The sequence below is a fragment of the Burkholderia sp. 572 genome, assembly GCF_040545135.1.
Taxonomy (GTDB): Bacteria; Pseudomonadota; Gammaproteobacteria; order Burkholderiales; family Burkholderiaceae; genus Burkholderia; species Burkholderia cepacia.
Genome location: NZ_JBEPLH010000001.1, coordinates 636,498 through 653,205, shown reverse-complemented (window position 1 = coordinate 653,205; position 16,708 = coordinate 636,498). Strand labels below are relative to the sequence as shown.

Here is a 16,708-nt window from a genome sequence, read left to right as displayed (position 1 = left end):
CCTCCACCATCGTCGTTGATGGTCTCCAGGCCTGGGAACGCAAGTTTCCGGGCTTTTTTTGTGAGTGCAGTGCAGCACGACGCGCGTCGCGGAAACGGCGCGACGCAAATTCGCGCCCGGTGCTACGATCGCGCTTTGCCCCCTTCAGGAGCCGCGATGAACGCGCTCGGCATCGTCTCCGAATCGAGCACCCGGACCTCGGCGCGCAAGCCGCCGTTCATCCCGTCGTTCGGGTTCCACGAAGTGCATGAATCGCAGCCGATCGACGCGCCGCCCGCGCGCATCATCGACGCCGTCGCGTCGCTCGACATGCGTGCCGATCCCGTCATCGACGCACTGCTCGTGGTGCGCGAATTCCCGGCCGCCGTCGCCGGCGCGCTCCGCAACGGGCCGGCCCGCCCCGAACACGCGCGCTTCGGCTTCGACTCGTTCACGCTGCTCCACCGCGACGACACGTCGCTGTCGCTCGGCCTCGTCGGCCGCTTCTGGCGTCCCACGCCCGACGTTCGAACGATCGCCGACGCAACGGCCTTCGTGCGGCACGACGACCCGCGCGATGCGAAGCTGGTGCTCCGCTTCGAGGTCGTCGGGCTCGCATCGGGCGCGCACATGCTGCGCACGGAAACGTTCATCCACTGCCCGAGCGAGCGCACGCGCTGGCTGCTCACACCGTACTGGCTCGCGATCCGGCTGGGAAGCGGCTGGATCCGGCGCCGTACGCTGGCGGCCGTCGAAACGGCACTCGTCAGAACGGCTTGATCACGACCAGCCCGACGACGATCGCCGTCGCGGCCACGACCGCGCCCGCCGCCTGACCGAGCCACGGTGTCGGCACGACGACGAGATCGTCGCGCTCCATGCGCCGCAGCGTGCCGGCCAGCATGCCGTGCAGCGCCGACAGCGCGACGACGATCGCAAGCTTCACCGACAGCCACGCCGCGCCGAACCAGTGACCGCTCAGCGCGATCGCGATCCCCGTGATCCAGACGATCGCGAGGGCAGGCGCCGTCACCGTGCGATCCCAGCGCCGCACCGCGCGATGCACGGCGAGGTTCGCGATCCGGACACCGACGGACAGCATCAGCAGCCCGCCGACGAACGTGACGACGGCCGCCACGTGCACGGTCTTCATCATCAGGTAGATCATCGCGCGTGCCTCCGGCGCGCGATCCATCCCGCACTCGCCAGCCCCGCGAACGGCACGACGGCCGACAGCACGAGCCGCGCGACGTCGCCCCTGCTCCACAGCCCGCTCGATGCGGTGCCGACGACCGCCCACACGTACATCGCGAACGCGATGCCGTGGACCGGCCCCATGATCGATACCGCGACCGGATAACCGGCCAGATGCTTGAGCGGCACGGCGACGCACACCAGCACGACGAGCGTGGTCGCCTCCAGCAACGACAGGTACTGCAGGTTCCGCAACGCATTGCGATCGTCTTGTTTCATCGGCAGGCTCCAGGTTGATCCGCCGCGATTGTCGCGCGTGGTGCGGGTTCGAGCCATTGGCTAGAATGACATCTTTCAACGGATTCCGGCCACGGCCGCGAACGCCATGCACACGGTCGCCGTTCTTGCCTTGCCCGATGTCGTCCCGTTCGACCTGGGCGTCGCCTGCGACACGTTCGTGCGCGTGCGGTCGCCCGACGTCGCGCCGGCCTACCACGTGCGCGTGTGCAGCGAGCAGCCGCGCGTCACCGGCGACCTGTTCGAGCTGCGCCCGCCGTTTCGGCTGGACGCGCTGGCCGGCGCCGATACGATCATGGTCCCCGGCACGTCCGAGCCGCTCGCGCCCACGTCGCCCCGCGTGCTCGCGGCGTTGCGCGCGGCTGCCGCGCGCGGTTGCCGGATCGCGTCGATCTGCAGCGGCGCGTTCGTGCTCGCGGAAGCCGGGTTGCTCGACGGCCTGCGCGCGACGACGCACTGGCTCGCGGCCACCGAACTCGCACGCCGCTATCCGGACGTCGACGTCGATCCGAACGTGCTGTTCGTCGACAACGGGCGCATCCTGACGTCGGCCGGCGCGGCGGCCGGCCTCGACCTGTGCCTGCACATGATCCAGGCCGACTACGGTGCGGCGGTTGCCGTCGACGCCGCACGCAGCGCGGTGGCGCCGCGCGTGCGCGAAGGCGGCCAGGCGCAGTTCATCGCGCCGGAATGGCCGGCCGGCGGCGACGGGCTGCACGACCTGATGGACTGGCTCCAGGCGAACCTGCGCAAGCCGCTCACGCTCGACGAGATGGCCCGCAAGGCATCGACGAGCGTGCGCACGCTGACGCGGCGCTTCCAGGAACAGACCGGCACGTCGCCGCGGCAATGGCTGCAGACCGCACGCGTCAGGCACGCGCAGCAGTTGCTGGAGGTGACGGCGCTGTCGATCGAGCATGTCGCGACGGAAGCCGGATTCGGTTCGGTCACCGCGTTTCGCGAGCGGTTCGTGCGCATCGTCGGCACGTCGCCGCAGCGTTATCGCCAGACGTTCCGCGCACGCGCCGGCGCGTGACGTTCGTCAGGATCACTACCTGAAGCATCCAGCCGCCGCCCCCTTTCGCGCCAACCGGACCCGATCGATGACCCGCATCCGCAATCCCCTGAACATCGCGCAGCTCCAGGCGTTCGTCTCCGCCGCGCATCACAAGAGCCTGCGCGCCGCGGCGCGCGAACTCGGCGTCACGCAGCCCGCGATCACGCATACGATCCGCGAGCTCGAAACGGCGCTCAACGCGGAGCTGCTCGCGCGCAGCGTCCGCGGCGTCGAGCTGACCGCGTGCGGCCATGCGCTGCTGCCGCGCGCCGAGCAACTGCTCGGCGATATCCGCCGCACGGTCGAGGCCGTCGAACAGGTGAAGGGCGAGATGTCCGGCCGCGTCGCGGTCGGCACGATGCCGTCGATCGCACTGACGGCGCTGCCGCGCGCGGTGACGGCATTTCGCCGGTCGATGCCGGACGTGAGCCTGCATCTCGAGGAAGTGACGGTGCCCGACGCGCTCGCGCAGTTGCGCAACGGCACGCTCGACATCGCTGCGATGCACCACGTGCCCGCGCTCGATCGCGATTTCACGCAGTTGCCGCTGCTGTCCACCGAATTCACCGTCGTGATGCGCGAAGGCCACCCGCTCGCGCACGCGCGCCGGTTAGAGGAATTGCTCGATGCCGAGTGGATCGTCACCGTCGGCGCCGAGCAGTTTCCGCACAGCGTGATGGTCGGGATGTTCCAGGCGCACGGGCTGCCGCTGCCGAAGCGGCTCTTGCGCTCGCCGATGTCGTTCGCGGTGACGCTCGGGCTCGTCGCGCGCTCGGACGTGATCGGCTGCTTCACGCGCCCGCTCGCCGCGACGGTCGCGCCGCTCGGCATCCGCACGGCCGAACTCGACGAGCGCATGCCGCGCTTCGACCTGTCGATCATCGCGCGGCGCGACCTGCTGCCCACGCCCGCCGTCACGCAATTCGTCACGTGCCTGCAGCGTGCGGTCAACGAAACGCTCGGCTGAATCGTTCCTGTGTCTGAAACGGCGGCGCACGCAACGCGCCGCCGCCGGGCCCGGTATCGGGGCTTGTCCTAGGCGCCCTGCCGGTATTTTGTCTTGATAATCTTGCGCACGTCGCGCGCCCGCATCGGGTGGGCGAAACGGACAGCCTGACGCGAAGCCGCGGCGGGCCGAAGGCTTACGGCGCGGCACAACCGCGCACCCATCGAACAAAACGAGGAGTCACCTGGTGAAAAAGATTCTTGCGGCTGTGACCGTTGCCCTGCTCGCCGTATCGGCCGGCAGCGCGTATGCGAAGGACTGGTCGACCGTGCGGTTCGGCGTCGACGCAAGCTACCCGCCTTTCGAATCGAAAGGCGCTGACGGCAAGGTTGTGGGTTTCGACGTCGATCTCGGCAACGAAATCTGCCGCCGCATGAACGCGAAGTGCGTGTGGATCGAAAACGACTTCGACGGGATGATCCCGGCACTGAAGGCCCGCAAGTTCGACGGCGTGCTGTCGTCGATGTCGATGACGCCGGCGCGTCAGGAACAGATCGCCTTCTCGGCGAAGCTGTTCAACACGCCGACGCGCCTCGTCACGAAGAAGGGTGCCGGCCTGATGCCGACGGCCGAATCGCTGAAGGGCAAGTCGGTCGGCGTCGAGCAGGGCACGATCCAGGAAACCTACGCGAAGACGTACTGGGCCCCGAAGGGCGTGAACGTCGTGCCTTACCAGAACCAGGACCAGGTCTACGCCGACCTGATCTCCGGCCGTCTGGACGGCGCGCTGCAGGACGCGGTGCAGGCCGAAATCGGCTTCCTGAAGACCCCGCGCGGCGCGAACTACGACTTCGCCGGCAAGGATCTCGACGATCCGAAGACGCTCGGCGAAGGCGCCGGCATCGGCCTGCGCAAGGAAGACACCGACCTGAAGGCGAAGATCGACAGCGCGATCGCCGGCATGCGCAAGGACGGCACGTACGCGAAGATCGCGAAGAAGTACTTCGATTTCGACGTCTACGGCAAGTAATCCGCCACGCAAGCGCACGCTTCGCTTCGGCACGAACGGGCTCCGCAAGGAGCCCGTTTTTTTCGTGCACGGCGGCCGCGGCGTTATTTTTTCCGCACCAACCTGATGATTCGCAACGAAAATCGGCACGTTCTGGCGCCGGTTTGATGGGGGCGAGGAAGGCAACGTACAATCGATCTTCCACGCACACCGGATCATTCGCGGCTGCGCCGCACTCCCCCATCATGCAAACGCAGACCCATCCGCTGATTTCCCCCGCCGTCGGTACCGAACGCCAGATCACGAGCTTTCACTACGGCCCGCGCGGCGGCAAGAAGGTCTACATCCAGTCGTCGCTGCACGCGGACGAACTGCCCGGCATGCTGGTCGCCACGCTGCTGCGCCGCAAGATCGCCGCGCTCGAAACGGCCGGCAAGCTGCGCGGCGAAGTCGTCATCGTGCCCGTACCGAACCCGATCGGCCTGTCGCAGCACGTGTTCGGCGATCACCTCGGCCGCTTCGAGCTCGGCTCGATGCAGAACTTCAACCGCAATTTCTACGATCTCGCGGCGCTCGTGCTGCCGCGCGTCGAACACCGCCTCACGCACGATGCGCAGCACAACCTCGTCGCCGTGCGCGCCGCGATGCGCGAAGCGCTCGACGAGCAGAAGCCGCGCACCGAGCTCGATTCGCAGCGCCTCGCGCTGCAGAAGCTGTCGTTCGACGCCGATATCGTGCTCGACCTGCACTGCGACAGCGATGCGGTGATGCACCTCTACACGAATCCCGATCTGTGGACCGACGTCGAGCCGCTGGCGCGCTATCTCGACGCGCAGGCGTCGCTGCTCGCGCTGAATTCGGTCGGCAATCCGTTCGATGAAATCCACAGCTTCTGCTGGTCGGATCTGCGCAGCCGTTTCGGCGACCGCTTCCCGATCCCGAACGGCGCGATTTCCGTCACGGTCGAACTGCGCAGCGAACGCGACGTGTCGTACGAGTTCGCCGAAAAGGACGCGCAGGCGATCGTCGAATACCTGACCGAGCGCGGTGTCGTCGAAGGCACGCCGGCGCCGCTGCCGCCGCTCGCGCATCCGGCCACGCCGCTCGCGGGCACCGATCCGCTCGTCGCGCCCGTGTCGGGCGTGATCGTGTTCCGCACGCCGGTCGGCGTGATGATCGAGGCCGGCCAGGCCGTGGCCGACATCGTCGATCCGCTGACCGATCGTGTCGTCACGCTGAAGAGCAGCGTGTCGGGCGTGCTGTACGCACGCCAGATCGTGCGCTTCGCGACGGCCGGCATGGAAGTCGCGCGCATCGCGGGCGCGACCGCGATCCGCACGGGTTCGCTGCTGTCGGCCTGAGCGGCCGGCCCGCGCGCCGGGTCACGGCGCGTATCGGGCATCTCCCGGCGCTCACCCGCGCGCACCAACGAAATCGCCCGCTTGCGCGGGCGATTTGCTTTCCGGAATGCCCGGCGATCCATCCGGCCGGGCGAAGGCACGCGTGGGCGTTCAGAACGCCGGCACGATCGCGCCGCCGAACTTCTGGTCGATGAACTTGCGCACGTCGGCCGATTCATAGGCCGCGACGAGTTTCTTCACCCACGGCTTGTCCTTGTCCTGCGCGCGCACGGCGATCAGGTTCGCGTACGGCCCGCGCAGGTCCTCGATCGCGATCGCATCCTTCACCGGCGTGAGCCCGGCCTTCACCGCGTAGTCGGTGTTGATCGACGCGGCGTCGAGATCGGGCAGCGCGCGCGGCAGCTGGGCGGAGTCGAGTTCGACGATCTTGATCTTCTTCGGGTTCTCGGCAACGTCGAGCGGCGTCGCGTTCACGCCGTTGGTGCCGACGCCCGGCTTCAGCTTGATCACGCCGTATTTCTGCAGCAGCAGCAGCGCGCGGTTGCCGTTCGACGGATCGTTCTGGATCCCGACCTTCGCGCCCACCGGCAAATCCTTCAGCGACTTGATCTTCTTCGAATAGAAACCCATGGGCGCCGTGTAGGTGAGCCCGACGTTGACGATCTTGTAGCCGCGCTGCTTGATCTGGCTGTCGAGGAACGGCTGGTGCTGGAAGCCGTTCGCGTCCAGGTCGCCGGCATCGAGCGCCGCGTTCGGCTGCACGTAGTCGTTGAATTCGATGACCTTGATCGCGAGGCCTTCGCGTGCGGCGACCTTCGTCACCTCGGTCCAGATCTGCGCGTCGGGGCCGCTCATCGTGCCGATCTTCAGCGTTTGCGAGTCGGCGTGCGCGCCGGGCGCCGCGAATGCCAGTGCGGCTGCGAGCGCGCCGAGGCCGGTCAGGAATGAACGTCGCATGGTGTCCTCTTGTCCCGTGTCGTTTGTTGGAAGACGGATCGTGGCACGGGGCCGGAACGCCACCAACCAAGCTTATTTCATGTGCATATTCCGGGGCCGGATCGATTCTCAGCCGAATTCGGTATAACCCCGGGCAGCGCAACCGGGCAGAATTCAATGTCGCATCGGCGCCACACATTCTTCATATGACAGTCGCTGTCATATTCATTACGTGGCCCCTCGATAAAGTTGCCGCCGGTCCGTGAAAGCGCCCACAGAGAGCGCCGGAACCGCAACTGGACACGCCATTTATTCGCTCGGAGAATCCTTTGAACAAGAAACTGTTGACCATCGCCGTCCTGGCAGCAACGGCCGGCACGGCGCACGCACAAAGCAGCGTGACGCTGTACGGCGTCATCGATGCCGGTATCAGCTACGTGAACCACAGCAAGACCGCCAACGGCGGCTCGGGCAAGCTGTTCAAGTATGACGACGGCGTTGCCCAAGGCAGCCGTTGGGGCCTGCGCGGCACCGAAGACCTCGGTGGCGGCCTGAAGGCGATCTTCGTGCTCGAAAACGGCTTCAACAGCGGTAACGGCACGATCGGCCAGGGCGGCGCGATCTTCGGCCGCCAGGCTTACGTCGGCCTGAGCCAGTCGCAATACGGCACGGTCACGTTCGGCCGCCAGTACTCGTTCTCGACCGACATCCTCGGCTCGAACTACTCGACGGGCGGCAACACGGTCGCGGGCAACTACGCGTACCACGTGAACGACATCGACCAGCTCACGTCGAGCCGCATCAACAACGCCGTGAAGTTCCAGAGCGCGAACTACTCGGGCTTCACGTTCGGCGCGTTGTACGGCTTCTCGAACTCGACGGACTTCGCCGGCGCACCGGCAACGACGTCGGGCACGACGACGACGGCAGGCTCGTCGCGCGCATACAGCTTCGGCCTGAACTACGCGAACGGCCCGCTGTCGGTCGGCGCAGCCTACACGGACATCCGCTTCCCGAGCCAGTCGACGCCGGCCTTCTCGACGTCGATCGCGAACCTGAGCACGGGCAACGTCCGCGACCTGCGCACCTACGGTGTGGGCGGCCGCTACGTCTGGGGCCCGGCAACGGCATGGCTGCTGTGGACGCGTACGCAGTTCTCGACCGTCTCGGGCGCGGGCGGCACGTTCTACAACGCGTATGAAGCAGGCGCGAAGTACGCGTTCACGCCGGCCCTGTCGGGCGGCCTGGGCTACACGTACACGAACGCGACGCAGAACGGCAACTCGTGGCACTGGAATCAGGTCAACGGTATCGCCGACTACGCACTCAGCAAGCGTACGGACGTGTACGGCCTGGTCGTGTACCAGCAGGCATCGGGCAAGGGCGTGCAAGCGCAGATCGGCTCGAGCACGAGCTACTTCAACACGTCGGGCACGGGTTCGAAGAACCAGATCGCCGCTCGTATCGGTATCCGTCACAAGTTCTAAAGCATCCGCTTAACTCGCGGATCACGACGGCAAGAAGCGCCCCGCTCCACGCGGGGCGCTTTTTTATGGGCTTTTAAGTTTCGCTTAATTCTGGGCTGAGAGGATGCTCTCACCCCCCCTGTTGGCCGCCTGAACATCGGCGGCTTTTTTTTTGAACCGCCGACGGCGCCGCCATCGATTGCCCACAAGACAGGATCGGAGGCCATGATGATCGAAGATACCGTTTTCAGCCATCTGCACGCGATTCTGACGTGCCAACACTCGATGCCGGTCCAGAGCTGCCGCGTATCGGTCGAAATGCAGCGCCCGTGGGGGCGGCCGTATCGTCTCGTCGAATGGACGATGCATCTCGACGCACCCGCGCGGCGCCAGATCGTGCCGGCCGAATCGACCGACGAAGAAATCGCCGAGGTTGTCGCGTCGCACGTGCCGGGCCGGCTTTACGGCGACGGCCGGCTGCAGTTCTGAACGCCGTCCCGTTCCACCCGCTGCCTGTCTTTCGAGCGCGCCGCACGCATCGTGCGGCAGTCGGTCTCGTTTGATGCAGCAACGAAACCTGCTACGCTGCGCGTTTTCGTCCACGCAACACACGATGGAAAACGCATTCAACGAACGCGGCGTGATGATCACGCGCAACGGCCTGTCGGCCGCCGGGCAGGTATTCGCGCTGCGTGACATCCGCCACGTCGATGTCGTCAAGATTCCGAAAAACCGCCTCGTGCCGTCGCTGATCTCGCTGATCGGCGCGGCCGCCGCCGTCGCGGGCGGCATCGCCGGATCGAGCGCCGCGCTCGTCGTCGGCGTGATGCTCGCCGTCGTCGGCTATCTCGCGTGGACCACGCAGGACGTCACGTATCGCCTGATGGTCGAGATGCCCGACGGCAACCGCGAAGCGCTGTCGAGCGTCGACGTCGAGTTCGTCGAACGCGTTGCGCAGGTCGTGCGCGATGCGCAGGCCGCAACGACGGCCGGCTGATTCCGTTCACATCCCTGCACGCTTCAATCCGTGGTGCCCGGCCGCGCGCGGCGCGTTTCGCGTCGCGCAACGGCGCCCTCGATTGCCCCGTCGAATCGCATTCCGCCAACGCCTCGCCTGCGCTGCGTACGCCGACCGCCTAGTATGGAAAGAGCGGCTCGTCGCCGCATCGTCCGAGGAGGCCAGCATGAACGTCCAGACGCTGTCCGGCACGCTTCGCGCGCAGGAACTGCTGATCGTGTCGATGGTCCGCGCGCTGCCCCCTGACGCACGCCGTGTGCTCGTCGACCTCTACACCGAGCAGATCGCGTTCGCCGAGCAGGCCGGCCTCGAAGGCCACGGCGATCGCGCGACGCACGATGCGTTCATCACGCATGCGCGCAACCTGCTGATCCGCATCGAAGCACTCGCCTAGAGCCTGTTCACGCTCGTGGCGGGCTTGCTCCACGGCCCGCGTTTCTTCCGAATTTTTCGACGCAGCTCGCCCGAGCCGCGCAGGTGAGCGCTCACCCACGCGCGCCGCTTTTCGTTCTTGTATTGATAATAATTCTCATTTACACTGGCAAAATTGTCAGTTGCCTTTCAATTCGCCGCTCGCCGCATTCCGTGCGCGGGCGGGCCAGCCAGGTGAACGCGTCACCCAGCCAGCCTTCGGGCTTGTTTTCGTCAATGGGAGACCACCTGTGCATTGCTATACGCTGGCGCGGCGGCCGATCTGTGCCGCGCTGTTCGGCGCGTTCGGCCTGTCCGCCGCCCCGGCTCACGCCGATTCGTCGCCGCAAGGCGCCACCCCGCCTTCCACCCTGCTCGTTGCCGCGTCCACGCGCGGCGATGCGGCGCTGCTCGATCCCGTCACCGTCACGGCCAACCGCACCGCAACGGCCACGAGCCGCACGGCTGCGTCCGTCTCGGTGATCACCGACGAGGATCTGGAAGAACAGCAGGCCACCAACATCAAGGATGCACTGCGCTACGAGCCGGGCATCACGGTGCGCCGCACCGCGTACCGGCCCGGCAGCGCCGCGCTCGGCGGCGGCCGCGACGGCGATTCGAGCATCAACATCCGTGGCCTCGAAGGCAATCGCGTGCTGCTGATGGAAGACGGCATCCGCCTGCCGAACGCGTTTTCATTCGGCCCGCTCGAAGCGGGGCGCGGCGACTACGCCGATCTCGACACGCTCAAGCGCATCGAGATCCTGCGCGGGCCGGCGTCGGCGCTCTACGGCAGCGACGGCCTGACCGGCGCAGTGAACTTCATCACGAAGGATCCGCGCGACCTGCTGTCGCTCTACAACAAGCCCTACTACTTCTCGTTCCGGCCCAGCTACGACTCGGCCGACCGCAGCATCGGCGCGACCGTATCGGCCGCGGGCGGCAACGAACGCGTCCAGGGAATGATCATCGCCGACGGGCGGCGCGGCCACGAGGTCGACACGCGCGGCAGCAACAACTCGGCGAGCACGCTGCGCACCACGTCGAACCCGCAGGACGTCTATTCGGAATCGCTGCTCGGCAAGCTCGTACTGACGCCGACCACGCGCGACACGTTCAAGCTCACCGCCGAAACGGTGCAGCGGCGCGTGAGCACCGACGTGCTGTCCGCGATCAATCCGCCGAACACGCTCGGCCTCACGACGAACGACCGGCTCGAGCGCAACCGCTTCAGCGTCGACTACGATTTCCGCGACGATGCGTTCCGCTGGTTCCAGACCGCGCACGTGCAGTTCTACTACCAGGACGCGAAGCAGGACCAGTACGCGTTCGAGACGCGCGGCGCGCCGCTGAAATCGCGTTCGCGCGACAACCAGTACAAGGAACGCACGTTCGGCGGCTCGGCGTTCGCCGAAAGCGGCTTCGCGACCGGGCCGTTCGCGCACAAGCTGCTGTACGGCGTCGACGGCAGCGTGTCGCGCGTGACGAACCTGCGCGACGGCACGGTGCCGGGCGTCGGCGAAGCGTTCCCGAACAAGGCGTTCCCCGACACCGACTACACGCTGTTCGGCGCGTTCCTGCAGGACCAGATCGGCTACGGCCGCCTGCTCGTCACGCCGGGCCTGCGCTTCGACACGTACCGGCTGAGCCCGACCGAAAACGATCCGCTGTTCACCGGCAAGGCCGTGTCGACCAGCGCGAACGAACTGTCGCCGCGCGTCGCCGTGCTCTACGAGATCACACCCGCGGTCATTCCGTACGTGCAGTACGCGCACGGCTTCCGCGCACCGACGCCCGACCAGGTGAACAGCAGTTTCTCGAACCCGGTGTACGGCTATACGTCGATCGGCAATCCGAACCTGAAGCCCGAGACGAGCGATACCTTCGAAGCCGGGCTGCGCGGCAAGGCCGGCACCGGCTACGGCGTCGTGCGCTACAGCGCGGCCGCGTTCACGGGCCGCTACCGCAACTTCATCTCGCGCACGACGATCGCGGGCAGCGGCCGGCCGGCCGACCCGTTCGTGTTCCAGTACGTGAACTTCGCCGACGCGCGTATCCACGGCCTCGAAGGCCGCGCCGAATGGGTGATGCCGAACGGCATCACGCTGAAGACGGCGATGGCGTTCACGAAGGGCTCGACGCAGAACGACGGCGCGGCGAGCCAGCCGCTCAACACCGTCAACCCGTTCTCCGCCGTGTTCGGCGTGCGCTACGAGCCGACCGAACGCTGGTTCGTGCAGACCGACCTGCTGTTCCAGGCCGCGAAACGCGACAAGGACATCGACAAGTCCGACTGTTCGAACAAGACGTGCTTCTCGCCGCCGTCGTCGTTCGTCGTCGACCTGCGCGGCGGCTACCGCTTCAACAAGCACGTGAGCGCGACGATCGGCATCCGCAACCTGTTCGACCGCAAATACTGGAACTGGTCGGACGTGCGCGGCATCGCAGCCGATTCGCAGGTGCTCGATGCGTATACGTCGTCCGGACGCACGGTCGCCGTCAGCATGAAAGTGGATTTCTGATGCGCGCCGCCCGCGCTGCCACCCCAACCGTTACTTGAAGGAGTCCGACATGATGCAATCCGCCCTTCCCGGTCAACCGGCCACGCCGGCCCGCGCGGCCGCCGCGCTGCGCGACGCGTTCATCAAGCTCAAGACCGAGCGCCAGCTGCGCAACCGCGACGTCGCGCAGGCGCTCGGCGTCAGCGAAGGCGAGGCGCTCGCCGCGTTCGTCGGCGAGCACGTCGTGCGGCTCGACGCGCGCTTTCCGGCGATGTTCGAGGAAATGCCGCGCCTCGGCCGCGTGATGGCGCTCACGCGCAACGACACGGCCGTCCACGAGAAGGACGGCGAATATGCGCAGATGAGCCATGACGGGCCTGTCGGCCTCGCGCTCGGCGATATCGACCTGCGCATCTTCTATCGTCACTGGGTGTCGGCGTTCGCGGTGCGCGACGAGACCGCGCACGGCCCGCTGAAGAGCCTGCAGTTCTTCGACGCGCAGGGGCATGCGATTCACAAGGTCTACCTGCGCGCGCACAGCGACCACGCCGCGTACGACGCGTTCGTCGAGCGCTGGCGCGCGCCGTCGCAGGAGCCGGGACTCGAAGTCGCGGCCGCCGCGCCGAAAACGCCCGAGCGCGCCGACACCGAGATCGACGTCGCGGGTTTTCGCGCCGCGTGGGACGCGATGACCGACACGCACCAGTTCTTCGGCATCACGCAGCGCTTCGGCGTGAGCCGCATGCAGGCGCTGCGCCTCGCCGATCCGCAATACGCGTATCCGGTCGAAACCGCGCATGCGCTGCGCCATGTGCTCGAACAGGCCGCCCAAAGCGGCCAGCCGATCATGGTGTTCGTCGGCAACGCGGGGATGATCCAGATTCATACGGGCCCGGTCGCGAACGTGCGCGAGGTCGGCGCGTGGATCAACGTGCTCGACCCGGGCTTCAACCTGCACGTGCGCGAGGACCTGATCGCCGCCGCGTGGGTCGTGAAGAAGCCGACGAGCGACGGAATCGTCACGTCGCTCGAGCTGTTCGACCGGCAGGGCGACCACGTCGCGCTGCTGTTCGGCGAGCGCAAGCCCGGCAAGGTCGAACGCGACGACTGGCGCGCGCTCGTCGCGACGCTGCCGGCCGCGGCACGCGGAGGCGCGCGGTGAGCGCGCGACCGTTCGATCCGCGCCGCCGCGTCATGCTGGCGGGCGCGGCGGCCGGCGCGCTCGCCGGCGCGCTGCCCGGCAGCGTGCTCGCCCAGGCCGCACCGGCTGCGCCGAAGCGCGTGGTCGTGATCGGCGGCGCACTCGCGGAAACCGCGTTCGCGCTCGGCGGCGCCGAGACGCCGCGCTACCGGCTCGTCGGCGCCGACACGACCTGCACGTATCCCGATGCCGCGAAGCGTTTGCCGAAAGTCGGCTACCAGCGCGCGCTGTCGGCCGAGGGGCTGCTGTCGCTGCGGCCCGATCTCGTGCTCGCGTCGGCGGAAGCCGGCCCGCCCACCGCGATCGCGCAGGTGAAAGGCGCCGGCGTCGCGGTGACGACCTTCGATGAACGCCACGACGTCGAATCGGTCCGCGCGAAGATCACGGGTGTCGCGCTGGCGCTCGACGTGCGCGACGCGGGCGCCGCGCTGCTGCAACGTTTCGACCGCGACTGGCAGGCCGCGCGCGACGCGGTCGCTGCCCGCGCGCCCGGCGGCGCGCAGCCGCCGCGCGTGCTGTTCGTGCTGAACCATACCGGCAACCAGGCGCTCGTCGCCGGCCAGCGCACGGCCGCCGACGCAATGATCCGCTACGCGGGCGCACGCAACGCGATGCAGGGTTTCGATCACTACAAGCCGCTGACGACTGAAGCGCTCGCGGCCGCTGCGCCCGACGTCGTACTGATTTCCGACGAAGGGCTCGCGGCAGTCGGCGGGCGCACGGCGCTGCTCGCCACGCCCGGCTTCGGCGCGACGCCGGCCGGCCGCGCGCAACGCGTCGTATCGCTGGATGCCCTGTTCCTTCTCGGCTTCGGCCCACGCCTGCCGCTCGCCGTCACGACCCTGCACCGACGGCTGTCGGATGCGCTCGCCTGATTCCGGATCGCCCCGATGCCCGCTCACGCTTCGCCCTTCCCCGCACCGTCGCCCGCGTCGCGCTCCGGCGCCGCGCGCATGGGCATGTCGCGCCGCTTCGCGCCGTTCGCGCTGGCCGCGCTCGCCGTTCTCGTGTGCGCGATGTCCGTCGTCGCGCTGTGCGTCGGCGCGTACCGCATTCCGCTCACGGAAGCCTGGGCCGCGCTGACCGGTGATGCCGCCGCGCAGCAGGCGCGCGCGGTACTGCTCGACATCCGCGCGCCGCGCGTCGCGCTCGCGCTGCTGGTCGGCGGCGGCTTCGGCGCGGCCGGCGCCGCGATGCAGGCGCTGTTCCGCAACCCGCTCGCCGATCCGGGGCTCGTCGGCGTGTCGAGCGGCGCGGCACTCGGCGCGACCACGATGATCGTGCTCGGCCCCGCGCTGTTCGCCGCGCACGTGGGTGCCGCCGCGTTGCCTGTCGCCGCGTTCGCGGGCGCGCTCGCGGTCGCCGCGCTCGTCTACCGGCTCGCCGCGTCGCGCGGCCGGCTCGCGTTGCCCCTGCTGCTGCTCGCCGGCATCGCGATCAATGCGCTGGCCGGCGCGGCGATCGGGCTGCTCACGTTCGTCGCCGACGATGCGCAGCTGCGTTCACTGACCTTCTGGAGCCTCGGCAGCCTCGGCGGCGCGCAATGGTCCGCGCTGGCGGCCGTCGCGCCGTGCGTCGCGATCGGCTGCGTGCTGCTCGCACGCGAACGCGACGCGCTGAACGCGTTGCAGCTCGGCGAAACCGAGGCGCTGCACCTCGGCGTGCCGGTACAGCGGCTGAAGCGGCGCGTGCTCGTCGCGGTCGCGCTCGCGGTCGGCGCGCTGGTATCGTGCGCCGGCATCATCGGCTTCATCGGGCTCGTCGCGCCGCATTGCGTGCGCCTCGCGTGCGGCCCCGACCAGCGTGTCGTGCTGCCCGGCGCCGCGCTGCTCGGCGCGTTGCTGACGCTCGCCGCCGATCTCGCCGCGCGCACGGTCGCGGCGCCGGCCGAAATTCCGCTCGGCGTGCTGACCGCGCTGCTCGGCGCACCGTTCTTTCTCGCGCTGCTGTGGAAAAGCCGCGGCGCGCTCGGCGGGTAACCCTTTCTTCACGACGACCATGCTGACCGCTCACCATCTCGACGTCGCGCGCCGCCACAACGCCATCCTCCGCGACCTGTCGCTGTCGATCGAACCGGGCCGCGTGACCGCGCTGCTCGGCCGCAACGGCGCAGGCAAGAGCACGCTGCTGAAGACCTTCGCCGGCGAACTGACCGGCAGCGTCGCGCCGAGCGGCGTGCGCGTGACCGGCGACATCACGCTGAACGGCGAACCGCTCGCGCGCATCGACGCGCCGCGCCTCGCGTGCCTGCGCGCGGTGCTGCCGCAGGCCGCGCAACCGGCCTTTCCGTTCAGCGTCGACGAAATCGTGCTGCTCGGCCGTTATCCGCATGCGCGGCGCAGCGGCGCGACATCGCATCACGATCGCGACATCGCGTGGCGCGCGCTCGAACGCGCGGGCGCCGACGCGCTCGTCGGCCGCGACGTCACGACGCTGTCGGGCGGCGAACTCGCGCGCGTGCAGTTCGCGCGCGTGCTCGCGCAGCTATGGCCGGACGACGACGCAACGGAGAGCGGCCCGCGCTACCTGCTGCTCGACGAACCGACCGCCGCGCTCGACCTCGCGCACCAGCACCGGCTGCTCGACACCGTGCGCTCGGTCGCGCGCGAATGGCGGCTCGGCGTGCTCGCGATCGTCCACGATCCGAACCTCGCCGCGCGGCACGCGGATACGATCGCGATGCTCGCCGACGGCACGATCGTCGCGCACGGCACGCCGCGCGACGTGATGACGCCCGCGCATATCGCGCAGTGCTACGGGTTTTCCGTGAAGATGGTGGAAACCGGCGACGGTGCGCCGCCGGTCATGGTCCCGGCATGACGCCGCGGGCGCGTGCGGGGAGACCGCTTCCCGGTTGTCTCCCGGCCGTCGATCGGCGCGCCCGGCTTTCAAGCAGCCTCATTCGCGCTTCCCCTTCGAGGAGACTCCCATGCCGCTTCCGATGACCCGCATCATCCTGTACGTCCAGGACGTCACGCTGCTGAAGGCGTTCTATCAACGCCATTTCGATCTGCCTGTCATCGAGGAAATCGACGGTGAATGGGCGGTGCTCGACGCGGGCGCGATCGAACTCGCACTGCATCTGGCCGGCCCGGCGTTTCGCCACGCGGCCGCGCCGTCGAATGCGAACCCCGCGACGAACAACGTGAAGCTCGTCTTCCGGATCGACGCCGACATCGACGCGCATCGCGACCGTCTCGCGCGCGACGGCGTCACCGTGCGCGACGTCAAGCGCTTCGACGGATTCCCGTACCGGCTGCTCGACGGCATCGATCCGGAAGGCAATGTCTTCCAGGTGATGCAGCCGGACTGAACGCCGCCGCGCGGCGGCG

General features: G+C 68.2%; 18 protein-coding genes. 15 read left to right on the top strand and 3 right to left on the bottom strand.

Going from position 1 to position 16,708, the window contains the following annotated elements:
* Window positions 1-156: 156 nt before the first annotated feature.
* Complete coding sequence (locus tag ABIC51_RS03000) at window positions 157-759, top strand: hypothetical protein (RefSeq protein WP_136470183.1); 603 nt, start codon at window positions 157-159, stop codon at window positions 757-759.
* On the opposite strand, the gene ABIC51_RS02995 is transcribed toward ABIC51_RS03000, so the two are convergent.
* Window positions 746-1,147, bottom strand: coding sequence for a CopD family protein (locus ABIC51_RS02995; RefSeq protein ID WP_027790419.1), 402 nt, complete (start codon window positions 1,145-1,147; stop codon window positions 746-748). The genes ABIC51_RS03000 and ABIC51_RS02995 overlap by 14 nt on opposite strands.
* Window positions 1,144-1,452, bottom strand: coding sequence for a DUF3817 domain-containing protein (locus ABIC51_RS02990; RefSeq protein ID WP_027790418.1), 309 nt, complete (start codon window positions 1,450-1,452; stop codon window positions 1,144-1,146). Before ABIC51_RS02990 ends, ABIC51_RS02995 begins: the two co-directional genes overlap by 4 nt.
* 106 nt (window positions 1,453-1,558) lie before the next feature.
* Here ABIC51_RS02990 and ABIC51_RS02985 point away from each other — a divergent pair, with 106 nt between their 5' ends.
* From ABIC51_RS02985 to ABIC51_RS02970, 4 genes are all read left to right on the top strand, one after another.
* Window positions 1,559-2,506 carry a GlxA family transcriptional regulator gene (locus tag ABIC51_RS02985; RefSeq protein ID WP_175898378.1) on the top strand — a complete coding sequence of 316 codons (948 nt, stop codon included), beginning with the start codon at window positions 1,559-1,561 and terminating at the stop codon, window positions 2,504-2,506.
* Between the two features lie 67 nt (window positions 2,507-2,573).
* Window positions 2,574-3,494 carry a LysR family transcriptional regulator gene (locus ABIC51_RS02980; protein ID WP_021156472.1) on the top strand — a complete coding sequence of 307 codons (921 nt, stop codon included), beginning with the start codon at window positions 2,574-2,576 and terminating at the stop codon, window positions 3,492-3,494.
* 226 nt (window positions 3,495-3,720) lie between these two features.
* On the top strand, window positions 3,721-4,503 hold the full coding sequence (locus ABIC51_RS02975; protein ID WP_027790415.1) for an ABC transporter substrate-binding protein: 783 nt from the start codon (window positions 3,721-3,723) through the stop codon (window positions 4,501-4,503).
* A 224-nt stretch (window positions 4,504-4,727) separates the two neighbouring features.
* A complete protein-coding gene (locus tag ABIC51_RS02970; RefSeq protein WP_027790414.1) occupies window positions 4,728-5,843 on the top strand; it encodes a succinylglutamate desuccinylase/aspartoacylase family protein in 1,116 nt (371 codons plus the stop codon).
* Between the two features lie 150 nt (window positions 5,844-5,993).
* Here ABIC51_RS02970 and ABIC51_RS02965 read toward each other — a convergent pair whose 3' ends face one another.
* On the bottom strand, window positions 5,994-6,800 hold the full coding sequence (locus tag ABIC51_RS02965; RefSeq protein WP_027790413.1) for a MetQ/NlpA family ABC transporter substrate-binding protein: 807 nt from the start codon (window positions 6,798-6,800) through the stop codon (window positions 5,994-5,996).
* A 308-nt stretch (window positions 6,801-7,108) separates the two neighbouring features.
* Between ABIC51_RS02965 and ABIC51_RS02960 the strand changes: the two genes are divergently transcribed.
* The 10 genes from ABIC51_RS02960 to ABIC51_RS02915 all read left to right on the top strand — a co-directional run bounded on the left by ABIC51_RS02960 (window position 7,109) and on the right by ABIC51_RS02915 (window position 16,689).
* Window positions 7,109-8,266, top strand: coding sequence for a porin (locus ABIC51_RS02960; protein ID WP_027790412.1), 1,158 nt, complete (start codon window positions 7,109-7,111; stop codon window positions 8,264-8,266).
* A gap of 207 nt (window positions 8,267-8,473) precedes the next feature.
* Window positions 8,474-8,734, top strand: a complete 261-nt coding sequence (locus tag ABIC51_RS02955; protein ID WP_011353838.1) for a DUF2866 domain-containing protein — start codon at window positions 8,474-8,476, stop codon at window positions 8,732-8,734.
* 124 nt (window positions 8,735-8,858) lie between these two features.
* Entirely contained in the window at window positions 8,859-9,242 is a 384-nt protein-coding gene (locus ABIC51_RS02950) for a DUF6232 family protein (protein ID WP_027790411.1), read from the top strand.
* 187 nt (window positions 9,243-9,429) lie between these two features.
* Complete coding sequence (locus ABIC51_RS02945; RefSeq protein WP_060372861.1) at window positions 9,430-9,657, top strand: hypothetical protein; 228 nt, start codon at window positions 9,430-9,432, stop codon at window positions 9,655-9,657.
* A 268-nt stretch (window positions 9,658-9,925) separates the two neighbouring features.
* Window positions 9,926-12,196, top strand: coding sequence for a TonB-dependent hemoglobin/transferrin/lactoferrin family receptor (locus ABIC51_RS02940; RefSeq protein ID WP_175898380.1), 2,271 nt, complete (start codon window positions 9,926-9,928; stop codon window positions 12,194-12,196).
* Between the two features lie 49 nt (window positions 12,197-12,245).
* On the top strand, window positions 12,246-13,337 hold the full coding sequence (locus ABIC51_RS02935) for a hemin-degrading factor (RefSeq protein WP_027790408.1): 1,092 nt from the start codon (window positions 12,246-12,248) through the stop codon (window positions 13,335-13,337).
* Window positions 13,334-14,251, top strand: a complete 918-nt coding sequence (locus ABIC51_RS02930; RefSeq protein WP_027790407.1) for a heme/hemin ABC transporter substrate-binding protein — start codon at window positions 13,334-13,336, stop codon at window positions 14,249-14,251. Before ABIC51_RS02935 ends, ABIC51_RS02930 begins: the two co-directional genes overlap by 4 nt.
* Window positions 14,252-14,266: 15 nt before the next feature.
* Window positions 14,267-15,355, top strand: a complete 1,089-nt coding sequence (locus ABIC51_RS02925; protein ID WP_027790406.1) for a FecCD family ABC transporter permease — start codon at window positions 14,267-14,269, stop codon at window positions 15,353-15,355.
* Window positions 15,356-15,374: 19 nt separating this feature from the next.
* A complete protein-coding gene (locus ABIC51_RS02920; protein WP_119338817.1) occupies window positions 15,375-16,196 on the top strand; it encodes a heme ABC transporter ATP-binding protein in 822 nt (273 codons plus the stop codon).
* Window positions 16,197-16,305: 109 nt separating this feature from the next.
* Window positions 16,306-16,689: a VOC family protein gene (locus tag ABIC51_RS02915; RefSeq protein WP_059496288.1), complete on the top strand. Its 384-nt coding sequence runs from the start codon at window positions 16,306-16,308 to the stop codon at window positions 16,687-16,689.
* Window positions 16,690-16,708 lie beyond the last annotated feature (19 nt).